The 11,731-nt window shown below is 70.5% G+C and carries 8 protein-coding genes and 1 pseudogene; 4 read left to right on the top strand and 5 right to left on the bottom strand.

The window, feature by feature from the left end:
• Positions 1 to 46: 46 nt before the first annotated feature.
• Genes STRAU_RS12555 through STRAU_RS12565 form a run of 3 tightly spaced genes read left to right on the top strand, consistent with a single transcriptional unit; the run spans position 47 to position 3,886 of the window.
• A complete protein-coding gene (locus STRAU_RS12555; RefSeq protein ID WP_016640673.1) occupies positions 47 to 595 on the top strand; it encodes a (2Fe-2S)-binding protein in 549 nt (182 codons plus the stop codon).
• Positions 596 to 608: 13 nt separating this feature from the next.
• Positions 609 to 1,613 (top strand): FAD binding domain-containing protein, encoded by a 1,005-nt coding sequence (locus STRAU_RS12560; protein ID WP_016640674.1) that lies wholly within the window; start codon positions 609 to 611, stop codon positions 1,611 to 1,613.
• Positions 1,610 to 3,886, top strand: a complete 2,277-nt coding sequence (locus STRAU_RS12565) for a xanthine dehydrogenase family protein molybdopterin-binding subunit (RefSeq protein WP_016640675.1) — start codon at positions 1,610 to 1,612, stop codon at positions 3,884 to 3,886. The genes STRAU_RS12560 and STRAU_RS12565 overlap by 4 nt, the downstream gene beginning before the upstream one ends.
• Before the next feature lie 78 nt (positions 3,887 to 3,964).
• Here STRAU_RS12565 and STRAU_RS38990 read toward each other — a convergent pair whose 3' ends face one another.
• From STRAU_RS38990 to STRAU_RS12585, 4 genes and pseudogenes are all read right to left on the bottom strand, one after another.
• Positions 3,965 to 5,548 (bottom strand): PLL family lectin, encoded by a 1,584-nt coding sequence (locus STRAU_RS38990; RefSeq protein ID WP_016640676.1) that lies wholly within the window; start codon positions 5,546 to 5,548, stop codon positions 3,965 to 3,967.
• 226 nt (positions 5,549 to 5,774) lie between these two features.
• Entirely contained in the window at positions 5,775 to 6,242 is a 468-nt protein-coding gene (locus STRAU_RS12575) for an NUDIX hydrolase (RefSeq protein WP_016640677.1), read from the bottom strand.
• Positions 6,243 to 6,341: 99 nt separating this feature from the next.
• Positions 6,342 to 9,365 carry a 3-keto-alpha-glucoside-1,2-lyase-like domain-containing protein gene (locus tag STRAU_RS12580; protein WP_037658943.1) on the bottom strand — a complete coding sequence of 1,008 codons (3,024 nt, stop codon included), beginning with the start codon at positions 9,363 to 9,365 and terminating at the stop codon, positions 6,342 to 6,344.
• A 169-nt stretch (positions 9,366 to 9,534) separates the two neighbouring features.
• Positions 9,535 to 10,466, bottom strand: a pseudogene (locus STRAU_RS12585) (alpha/beta fold hydrolase).
• Positions 10,467 to 10,575: 109 nt separating this feature from the next.
• Between STRAU_RS12585 and STRAU_RS12590 the strand changes: the two are divergent.
• Positions 10,576 to 11,151, top strand: coding sequence for a CGNR zinc finger domain-containing protein (locus STRAU_RS12590; protein ID WP_037658948.1), 576 nt, complete (start codon positions 10,576 to 10,578; stop codon positions 11,149 to 11,151).
• A 110-nt stretch (positions 11,152 to 11,261) separates the two neighbouring features.
• On the opposite strand, the gene STRAU_RS12595 is transcribed toward STRAU_RS12590, so the two are convergent.
• A partial coding sequence (locus STRAU_RS12595; RefSeq protein WP_037658950.1) for a PLL family lectin occupies positions 11,262 to 11,731 on the bottom strand: 470 nt, incomplete at its 5' end.

Raw genomic sequence — 11,731 nt, forward strand, 5'->3', positions numbered from 1 at the left:
GGCGTATCAAGGAGCACCTCGCACACGGGCCGAAGGAGGCACCGGCATGACAGTGCGCACACCGGACACGGGCAGGGCCACGGGCACCGGACCGGAGGCGGACGAGCGCGGTCCGGAGCCGGTCGGGGTCCGGCTCGACGTCAACGGCGTCCAGCGGCACGTGGAGATCGAGCCCCGGGTCAGCCTGCTGGGGGCGCTGCGCGACGAGCTCCAGCTCACGGGCGCCAAACGCGGCTGCGACCAGGGAACGTGCGGGGCCTGCACGGTCTGGGTGGACGGCCGCCGGGTCCTCGCCTGTCTGACGCTGGCCATCACCTGCGAGGACGCCGAGGTCACCACCGTGGAGGGGCTGGCCACGCCCGACGGCACCGGCGACGGGCGGCTCCATCCGATGCAGGAGGAGTTCATCCGCCAGGACGCCTTCCAGTGCGGCTACTGCACACCCGGCCAGATCATGTCGGCCGTGGGCTGCGTCCGCGAGGGGCACGCGGGCGACGACGGCGAGATCAAGGAGTGGATGAGCGGCAACATCTGCCGTTGCGCCGCCTATCCCCACATCAGGGCGGCCATCCGCGCGGCCCGCGACCGCGTCTGAGGAGCGGCCCGACATGCGACCCATCTCTTACGTACGCACCGAGGGTGCCGACGGGATCGACCGGGCGGTGGGGCTCGTCACCGCCGACCCCGACAGTCACTTCCTGGCCGGCGGCACGACCGAGGTCGACCTGCTGCGCCAGCACGTCCTGGCGCCGAACCGTCTCGTGGACATCAACCGGCTGCCCCTGTCCGGGGTCGAGGAGCTGCCCGACGGCGGGCTGAGGATCGGCGCGCTGACGCGGATGAGCGAGGTCGCCGCTGCGCCCGCCGTCCAGGAGCGCCTCCCCATGGTGGCGCGGGCCCTCGTGCTCGGCGCCTCCGCCCAGTTGCGCCACATGGCGTCGATGGGCGGCAACATGATGCAGAAGGTCCGCTGCGGCTACTACCGCGACGGCGAGTCCCCGTGCAACAAGCGGGAGCCCGGCGCGGGCTGCGCCGCGCTCGGCGGGGTCAGCCGCACCCACGCCGTGCTGGGCACCAGCGAGCACTGCATCGCCACGCACCCCTCGGACGTCGCGGTGCCGCTGGTCGCCCTGGACGCCGTCATCCGCACCCGCACCGCGGACAGCGAGCGCGCGTACGCCATCGACGAGTTCTTCCTGCCGCCGGGTGACACCCCGGACCGCGAACACCCCCTCACCCACGGCGAGTTGATCACAGCCATCGACGTGCCCACGCCGCCCCTGGCCCGGCGCTCGCTGTACCTCAAGGTCCGCGACCGCGAGTCGTACGAGTTCGCGCTGGTGTCGGTCGCCGCGGCGCTCGAGGTGCGTGACGGCAAGGTCAGCGGCGTGCGGATCGCCCTCGGCGGGGTCGGCACGCGGCCCTGGCGGGCCCGCCGCGCGGAGGACGCGCTGGTCGGGGGCCCGGCCACCACCGCGAGCTTCGACCTCGCCGCACGCGCGGAGCTCGCCGAGGCCCGCACCACCCCCATGAACGCCTTCAAGCCCGAGCTGGCGCGCCGCACCCTGGTCCGGGCCCTGGAGACGCTCACCCGAGACGGGAGCCAGTCATGACCACCACCGCTCCCACACCCGTGGACGGCCCCATCGGGCGTCCCCTGGACCGGGTCGAAGGCCACGCCAAGGTCACCGGCACCGCCCGGTACGCCGCCGAGGTGCCGCTGCCCGGCCTCACGCACGCCGTGCTGGTCGGCGCCCGCGTCGCCCGCGGCCGGATCACGTCCATCGACGCCGCGGAGGCCGAGCGGGCGGAGGGCGTCCTCGCCGTGCTCACCCACGAGAACCTCGGGAAGATCGCGGCGCAGCCCCCGCTGCTGCCGTCCCTGGCCGGTTCCGTCGCCCCCGGCGAGACGTTCTTCCCGATGCAGGGCGACGAGATCCACTACGCCGGGCAGCATGTGGCGCTGGTCGTCGCCGACACGTACGAGCGCGCCCTGCACGCCTCGCGGCTCGTGCGGATCTCGTACGCCGAGGAGCCGTCCGTCACCGTCATCGACCAGGGCCGTGACCAGGCGTACGAACCCGAGGCGATCTTCGCGGGGTTCGTTCCGGGGCGTACCGAACGCGGCGACGTGGAGGCGGCGCTGGGCGCGGCCGACGTCACGGTGGACCGCACCTTCACGTTCGCCGCCAACCACCACAACCCGATCGAGACGTCGGCCGCGACCGCCTACTGGGAGGGCGACCGGCTCACGCTGCACGACACCACGCAGGGCGTCACCGCGACGCAGCACACGGTGGCCGCGCTGCTCGGCGTACCGCACACCCGCATCCGGGTGATCGGTCACTTCACGGGCGGCAGCTTCGGCGGCAAGGCGATGGTCTGGCACCATCCGGCGCTGGCCGCGCTCGCCGCCCGCAAGGTCGGGCGCCCGGTGCGGCTGGCCCTGACCCGGGAGCAGATGTTCGTCGGCTGCGGGCACCGTGAGGAGCAGGAGCAGCGGCTCACGCTCGGTGCCGACAAGGAGGGCCGCCTTGTGGCGCTGCGCCACCACAAGCTGTCCCCGACCTCGCCGTTCGACCACTGGGCCGAGCCGTCGCTCGGCGTGGCGGGGCAGCTGTACGCGTGCCCGAACTACGAGGGCGTGTACCGGCTGATCCGCGCCAACACGACGACGCCGACGTTCATGCGCTGTCCGGGCGAGGCGACCGGCCTGTTCGCGCTGGAGACCGCCATGGACGAGCTCGCCGAACGCGTCGACCTCGACCCGCTGGAGCTGCGCCTGCGCAACTACACCGAGAACGATCCGGCGTCCGGGCGCCCGTGGAGCAGCAACGGGCTGCGCGAGTGCCTGGAGCGGGGCGCGGAGCGCATCGGCTGGGAGCGCCGGGCGGCGCCGCCGGCCCGCGACGGCGACTGGCTGATCGGTCTCGGCATGGCCGCGAGCGCGTATCCGGTGTACGGGCCGAACAATCCGCAGCGGGCCCGCGCCCGGCTGTACGCCGATGGCACCGCCGTCGTCCAGGCCGCCGTCACCGACATCGGCACCGGCGTCCTCACCGTGATGACGCAGGTCGCCGCCGAGGCGCTGGGGCTGCCGGTGGAGCGGTGCCGGTTCGAGGGCGGGGACACCGACCTGCCGAACGTGGCGGCCGCCGTCGGGTCCTCCGGCGCGGGCATGGTCAGCGCGACGGTGCACGCCGCCGCGAGCGCGCTGCGTGAGCAGCTCGTCGCCAGGGCCGTCGGGGACGAGGGGTCCCCGCTGCACGGCGCCGACCCCGCCGACGTCGACGTGCGCGACGGCCGGATGGTGCTGCGCGACGCGCCCGGCACCGGTGAGGACTACGCCGAGCTGCTCCAGCGCAACTTCCTGCCGGACATGGAGGCCACCGGGTCCTGGGGCCCGCCGCCGCAGGACGCGCCGTTCGCGTCGATGACCTTCGGCGCGCAGTTCGCGGAGGTGGCCGTCGATCCGGTGCTCGGTCTGGTCCGCGTGCGCCGCCTGGCCGGGGCGTTCGCGCCCGGTCGCGTCCTCAACGCCAAGACCGCCCGCAGCCAGCTCATGGGCGGCATGATCTGGGGGCTGAGCCAGGCGCTGCTGGAGGCGACCCACATGGAACCGCGCACCGGCCGCTGGGCGAACGCGAGCCTCGGCGAGTACCTGGTGCCGGTCAACGCCGACGCACCCGACGTGGACGTCGACTTCATCGAGGTGCAGGACACCGTCGTCAACCCGCTGGGCGTGAAGGGCGTCGGCGAGGTGGGCCAGGCCGGGGTGGCCCCGGCGATCGCCAACGCCATCCACCACGCCATCGGACGGCGCCTGCGCAAGCTGCCGATCACCATCGAGGACATTGTGGCCGGGGGCGACGAAGCACCGCAGTAGGACGAAGCACCGCAGTAGTTCGGGCACCCGGGACTTCCCGGGTGCCCGATTCAGCCCATGGGACTGCACGACGACCTGTCAGCGAAGGTGCCAGTCGTTCCACCGGCCGGTGCGTGCGTTCCGTTCGCGGTAGTGCGGTTTCCCGTCGGTTCCGCGTACCCGTATGACGGCGCCCATGCCCTTGGAGTCGTCCCAGACGACCTCGACGGCGGAGGTGGCGACACCGCCGAAGGGCCGCCAGCCGACGAAGGTCCCGTTCGGGCGTGACCAGCGGGTCCATACCTGTCGGTCAGCCCCGATGACCCACATCTGCTTCATGCCGTTGGAGTAGGTGTACCACTCCTCGCCGTACTCGCAGGAGTACCGGCCGCCCATGACCGGGTGGGTGCACAGTTCGCTGGGCGCGAGCGCTCTCCCGGCTCGCTCCGCGTCGGTCAGGAAGGCGCTGCCCGGCTTCGATCTCCCGCTCACCGCGCCTCCTGCCCGCTGCTCGGACGCGGGGATGTTGAACGGCACGACCCAGAGATCGTCTCCCTTGGCGAGAACGCGCCGCCTGGCGAGCCAGGAACGCCAGTCGAGGCCCGCGTTCCAGTTGTCGTCCCCGTCGATGAACCGGACCGAGTACTTCCATGTGTCGCTCGGGTGCAGCACCGTGTAGTTCGCACCCTCGTAGGTCGTGCCGAGTGGATACTCGTCGCACTCCTCACCCGGCTTGGGACTCAGTCTCCGGCAGGCGTTGGTGCGGATGCGCTCGTTTTCCTGACGGTAGGTGAGCGAGGCATTGCCGTCGGCGCTCTGGTGCAGGCGCGTCAGCGGTTTGGGGTTCGGCCTGGTGTCCAGAGCCCCTGGTATCTGCACTCCCGGGTAGCTGCCGAACGGCTTTGTAGTGGTCGGGTGGTGGGTGGCGTCCCACACGTGCTTGGCGTACTCCGGGTAGTCCTTGTAGTCGACGTACCAGTTCAAGCGGGTTTTGTCCCATACGCAGCCGCCGCTGCCCGCCATGTAGAACGCCCTGTCGCAGCGGAGCTGTTCGGACTGCTCGACCTCTCCGAGTGCGCCGTCGAGCGTCGCCGTGATGGCGTGGAAGGAGACTCCGTCGCCACGCAGGAAGTTCTTGGCTCTTGCGTCCCTCACCGGATCAGTCGGCCGGCTACGGCTCATGTCGAACCGGGCGAAGGCGTCGTCCAGCCCGTTGCCCCCCTTCCAGGCCAGGAGCGAGCGCCGTTCCCGGGCCGGACGGCCGGCACAGCTTGCCCCCTGCGAGCCGTTGCACTCAAGGGTGACGCTGAGGCGGGAGCGCTCCAGGTCGCGCAGGTGCTGGTGGTTGCCGCTGACCAGGACGTCGTCCCAGTCATCCAGCAGAAGGTGGATCGAGGTCCGGCGATCCCTGCGGTGCGAGTCCTGCAGGATCGTGACCCGGAAGTTCGAGTAGGCCGCCAGGGCACCGCCCACCTTGAGCTCGTAACGCGTACGGATGACGGTGCACAGCGAGTACCGGCTGGTGTAGATGGTGTACCCGGCAAGTTCACCCTTGCCCGGGTCAGCAGCGCCGCGGCACTCCTGCAGCTTCCACGGGTTGTCGTCGTCTCTCTCGATGGGCCCGTCGTCCGCTGCTGAACCCGGCGCCTGGGCCCGTATGGGCGTGATGGCGACTCGCTTCACGCCTCCGCCGCTCCCGGGCTCCGGGGCCGGGGCCGCTGCGACGAGCCCGGTTGCGGCAGTGACAAGGGCGAGTAAGCCAAGGAGGGTGCTGCGTAAGCGTCTGTGCATGGTCTCCCCGTTCCGATATGCGCGCCCATCCCCGTTGGGGCCGGCCCCCCAAGGTGGCCGGGAGGTCTGCCGGAAACCTTGAGAGAACCTTGAATCCCCAGGTCGGCCCTTCGAGGGTTCAGGCAGTCAGGAGCGCCGCCAGCCTGTCCAGGAACACCCGCTGGCCCGCCACGAGCTTGTCGCGGGCCCGGTCCAGCGGGAGCCAGGCCACGCGGTCGAGCTCGGGGAACTCCTGGACGTGGCCCGAGCCGCGCGGCCACTCCATGCGGAAGGTGCCGGGCACCACGGTCTCCGGGTCGAGGTCGGCCTCGACGGCCCAGACGGTGACCGTCTTGCCGCCCGCCTGCCGCACTTCGCCCAACGGCAGCCGGGGCCCCGCGGGGGCGGGGCGGCCGAGCTCCTCTTCGAACTCGCGCTCCGCGGCGGCCTGCGGCTGCTCGTCGTCGCCGTACTCGCCTTTGGGAATCGACCAGGCCGCGTCGTCCCGGCGGGCCCAGAACGGGCCGCCCATGTGGCCGATGAGCACTTCGACCGCCGGGCCCGGGTTGCGGAAGAGCAGCAGTCCGGCGCTGCGGCGGCCGGTCATGACGTCGAAGGACGTGAGGGCTGCATGCCGTCGGACCTTACGCCTTCGTCGAACGACGGAGAACGGGACGCGCCCGCCGCGGGCGCGTCCCGCCGGGTCCTACAGCGGCCGTATCGAGACGTTCCGGTACCGGACCGCGTTGGCGTGGTCCTGGAACCGGATCGCGCCGGCCGTCGGGCCCTCGGGGTCCCCCGCTCCCGTCGGCCCGTCGATCGCCACGTCGTCGTGGACCTTGACGCCGTTCCACACCAGCGTGACGCGGGCGTCCTGCGTCTTCTTCCCGCTGTCGTCGAAGCGGGCCGCGCGGAAGGAGATGTCGTACGTCTGCCAGGTCCCGGGCGGCTTGGCCGCGTTGACGTCGGGGGCCTTCTTCTTGTAGATCGCCCCGGCCTCGTTGTCGGCGGGCGAGTCGTCGCCGTACGAGTCCAGGATCTGGATCTCGTACCGCTCCTGCAGATACACGCCGCTGTTCGCGCGGTCCTGGCCGGTCACGTCCGGCGGCAGCTTCGGCAGCCAGAACTCGACGTGCAGCTTGAAGTCCTGGAACGCCTGCTTGGTACGGAGGTCGCCGCAGCAGACCTCCATCGCGCGGTCACCGACCAGCGGCCACTGCGGGGTGCGTCCGTCGGTGTGCTGCCACCGTGAGCGGTCGGCGCCGTCGAAGAGGGTGACCGTGCTGCCCTGCGGGTGGACGGCGAGCAGGTCGAGGTTCACATGGCCGGTGTCGCCGTCGTCATGGCTGTACGTGATGGTGTTGGCGCCGGCCCGCAGCTTCAGCCGCTCGGTGTGCGTGGACCACTTGTCCCAGGTGCCGGTGCTCAACAGCTTTGCCTGCCGCACCTTCTGGCCGTTGACGTGGACGCTCAGCGTCTTGGTCCCGGCGGCCGGGTGCGGGCCGTTGGCGTAGCGGAGGCCGACGTCATAGGTGCCCGCCTTCTTGGCCTCGACGTCGAAGGTGGTGGTGGCGCCCTTGGTGCCGTAGCCGTCGACGAAGCCGCGGCCGGAGTACGCCGAGTGGTTGTCGTTGGTGGTGGCGCCGCCGCCGAGCCGGGCCTCCTCCGCCTCGTGGACCGTCCGGGGGGCGGGCTGCACGCCCGGGATGCGGTTCAGCGTGTACCACGCCTCGGTGCTCCACAGCTGCTTGCCGCCCTCGGCGGTGAAGGGGCGGGGCGAGCGTACGTGGACGACCCGGTCGGGCTTCAGGCCCGGGATGTCCAGGGTGACCTTCTTGCGGTCGGAGGAGAGCGTCGCCGCGCGCACCGGCAGGGTCTCCTCGTCCACCTTGGGGCCGCCGTAGGCGGCGGTCGGGACGTACCGCCACTGCGCGACCTGGTAGCGGGCGGCGAGCTTGTCGGCCGTCGCCTGGGAGACCGGCTTGGTGTACTCCAGCTCGAAGCCGGTCCGTGTGGCACGCATGGCCTTGATGTCGAAGGCGTCGTTGCCCTGCGGCGTCAGCTTCTGGAGGCCGTGCTTCAGCTTGCCCGGCTGGCCCCAGTTGCCGCCCGCGCCCAGGCCACCGGCGTACAGGGCGCCGTCGGGACCCGTACTGATCCGGTTGACTCCGGCCTCGAGTCCCTGCGTGAAGCGGAAGACGGCGCCCTGGTACTCGCCGCCGACCTTCTCCAGGGCCGCCCGCTGGACGCCGCCGTAGGTCACGTCGCCGATGAGCATCTGTCCGGCGAAGGTGCCCTCCTTGAGCAGGATCGGGGTACTCGGGGAGTTGCCGATCTCGTTCTGCGGCAGCCACAGCACGGGCTGGGTGACGGGCTTGTCGTCGTACGGCCCGTCGGGGTTGGTGTGATGGTTGAAGAAGCGGCCCTGCTTGACGTGCAGGAGCTTCGACGACGGCAGCCAGCCGCCCTGGTTGTCGGTGGCGAACAGCTCGCCCTCGGGCCCCCAGCCGATGCCGTTGGGGGTGCGCAGGCCGCCCGCGACATAGGAGACCTCACCGGTCTCGCGGTTGACCTTGATGGTGGTGCCGCGGTTCTTCGCGGGCTGCGGATCGGTGGTGGCACCGCCGTAGTTGATGGCGACGGACAGGTTCAGATAGAAGAAGCCGTCCCGGTAGAGCAGGCCGAACGCGAACTCGTGGAAGTTCTTGCCGAACGGCCAGGTGGCGACGGTCTCGTACGCGTCGGTGACGTCGTCCCCGTCGTCGTCCTTGAGCCGGGTCAGCTCGTGTTTCTGGGAGACGTAGAGCGAACCGTCGACGTACTTGAGGCCCATCGGCTCCTTGAGCCCCTCGGCGACCTTCTTCGTGGTCACCTTGTCCGGTCCCGTGCTGCCGGTGACGTGGTCCAGGAGGTAGACCTCGCCCTTGGAGTTGTCGGTGCCGCCCCAAGTGGCCACGGCGAGGCGGCCGTCGGGCAGCCAGTCCATCGCGGAGACCTGCGGCTCGAAGCCCTTCGGCCTGAGGTCGGTGAGCCGGTAGTCGGGGTGGACGCCGTTCAGCGGCAGCCCGTCGCCCGGGGTCTCCGTGGAGTTGGCGCACTCCTTGCGGCCCGGCGCCGTGACGCGCACGACGCCCGCGTCGGTGCTCAGGGCCGAGTTCGGCACGACGGCGAAGTCGCTCGCGCCCGGGGGCTGCCAGGCGAGCGTGACCTGCTGCTCCCCGCCTGCCTCGAAGTGTTCGATCAGCAGGGCGTGATAGCCGGCCGTCAGCTCGACCGTGCCGTCCTTGGGCGTCGGCCCGTGCAGGCCGTCGTGGTCGATGACCCGCTTGTTGTCGATCAGCAACCGGGAGCCGTCGTCACTGGTGAGGCGGAAGGTGTAGGTGCCGTCCTGCGGGACCTTGAGGTTGGCGATGGTGTGCGAGACGAAGTTGTCGGCGAGGCCGCCGAAGTCCCCTGCCTCCTTCCAGTCGACGGTGGGCTTCAGCTCGTCGACGTTCGGCGTCTGGCCGGCCTTGAGCTCGCACAGCTTCTGCAGCGGTTGCTGCATGTCGTAGACGCGCTGGGTCACGCCGGGCTCCTGGGGCGGGAGTTCGACGAAGGGGCCGGGGCCGGGGTCGTCCTCGGCGGCGGCCGGGGCCGTCCAGGCGGCTCCGGCGAGGAAGGAGCCGACCACTAAGTAGCTCAGGCGGGTGCGGAGTCTTCGGAATCTTCGGTACGTCCGTGCGCTCATTGCTGCTCCCGGCATGAGGCGGGTGAGTTGGGGCGGGACGCTAGTCAGCTTTCATCGAAGCGGGAAGCCCTTGCGCGACACGGAACACGACTTTTTCTCGGAGCAGGACAAAGGGCGCTCACGACGCGGCCCCGCGGCCCTCGTACGCACGGGTTCAGTGGAGCCGCGTTCACCGATGGGCGGCCAGCACCGCCGCGAGGCCCTCTTGCAGATCTTTGACGAAGTACTCGGGAACCTCCAGCGACGGGAAATGTCCCCCGACTTCGGGGGACGCCCATCGGACGATCTGTCGGTACCGCTCCTGCGCCCACGGGCGCGGCGACTTCTCGATGTCGCGGGGGTACATAGTGATGGCCGACGGGACATCGACCCGAAGTTCGGGATCGAGCGAGTTGTGGCTCTCGTAGTAAATGCGGGCCGCCGACGCGCCGGTCCGCGTCAGCCAGTACAGGGTGACGTCGTCGAGAACGCTGTCCCGCGAAATCCTCTCGAACGGGCTGTCTTCGGTGTCCGACCACTCGGCGAACTTGTCGAGGATCCAGGCAAGAAGCCCGACCGGTGAGTCGACGAGCGAGTAGCCGATGGTCTGCGGCCGGGTCGCCTGCTGCTTCGCGTACGCCGCGCGGTGGCGCCAGAAATGGCGGGTCTCCTCGGTCCACTTGCGCTCGACCGCCGTCAGGCCGTCCGTCGACAACCCGGGCGGCGCCTCCGCGAACAATGTGTGGATGCCGAGAACGTGCGCCGGGAACCTGCCGCCCAGAACAGTCGTGATATTGCCTCCCCAATCGCCGCCATGGGCCACGAACTTGCTGTAGCCGAGCCTTCCCATCAGCTCCACCCATGCGGCCGCGATCTTTTCGGTTCCCCACCCGGTGGTGGCCGGCTTTTCGCTGTAACCAAAGCCTGGTAGCGGTAGTTCACGACATCTACGAGGTCGGCGAGCGGAACGCCCTGCTCCCATCGGCGAGGGCCGGGCGCCGCGCGAGAGACCGTCTCGGCCTCCGGCAGCCGCGCCGCGGCCAGTCGCGCGCGCAGATCGTCGAGGTCGGCGTCAGCTGCGTGGGCTTCAAATGCTTGCACGTCGCTGGTCGGACGGGGCATGAGACCTCCTGGCCATCGCGGAACCGGAACCAGCCACGGCCAATCGCGAACCGGCTAAGGCGGTTCTACCATGCCCTCGCGTCAACATGGAACCTGCTAAGGTGGTTCCATGCCTGCTGGGTTTCCTGACTTCCGCCTCGGTAACGTGCTGGCGACCAGCTTCACGGGGACGCTGTCGGAGCGTCATGGCGACGCCGTGGAGCGCATCCCCACGCCGCACCGACTCGCCGACTGGCTGGCGGTGAACGGCCTCGCTGTGGACTCCTGCACCACCGCCCAGCTCGCCCTCGCCCGGGAACTGAGGGAGTCGATTCACGCCGCCGCGACAGCGGCCGCGATCCAGGACGCTCTCCCTGCGGCCGCCGTCCAAGTCATCAATGACCGCAGCACCCAGGGGCGGGCCGCGGCGATCCTGACGCCCGAGGGCGAGCGGCGATGGCGGCTCAGCTCGGCTTCCCGCGTGGAAGATGCCCTCGGCGTGATCGCCGCCGACGCGATCAGCGTCATCGCGGGCGAACGAGACGGAAAACTGGCCTTGTGCGCATCACCGACCTGCCAGGCCGCCTTCTTCGACACCAGCCAGAGTCGCACCCGCAAATGGTGCGACATGAACACGTGCGGGAATCGTCAGAAGAAGGCGCGCTTCAACGCCAACCAGCGCAAGAGCCCGAGATCGGCGGAGTGATCGTCACCTCGGTACATCCAAGCGGGGCCCACGCACGCGAGTGGCCCCTGCACGGCCTCGTGGTCGCAGCCGCTGTCGGACCCCATGGGCCCGACAGCGGCTGCGCCGGCTCAGGCCAGTGACCACCAGTTGACCCACAGGTCGGAGTCATCGGTGATGACGAACGCGTACGGTCGTTGCTTCGCGTTCGGGTTGTCCTGCATGGTGAGCGCCTCGCCGGGGCGTTCGATGACGCGGGCGGGCGGCGTGTTCTGGGCGGCCCAGTGCCATGCCTTGCCGTCCCACCAGTTGACGTACAGCTTCGAGTCGTCGCCGATGACGAAGACGTAGGGGCGCGTGAAGGCGTTCGGGTCGTCCTTCATCGTGACCGCGCCGACGGAGTCGAGGATGAGCCGGCCGCTGGGTGCGCCCTGGGCGCTCCAGTTCCACTTGCCGCCGTCCCACCAGTTCACGTACAGCTTCGAGTCGTAACCCTGGACGAAGGCGTACGGCCGCTGCTGGGCGTTCGGGTCGTTCTGGACGCTGATGACGCCGACGGCCTTCTTGACCGGCTGCCCCGACGGCGCGCCCTGGTCGCTCC

Source organism: Streptomyces aurantiacus JA 4570 (genome assembly GCF_000414115.1).
Lineage (GTDB): Bacteria > Actinomycetota > Actinomycetes > Streptomycetales > Streptomycetaceae > Streptomyces > Streptomyces aurantiacus_A.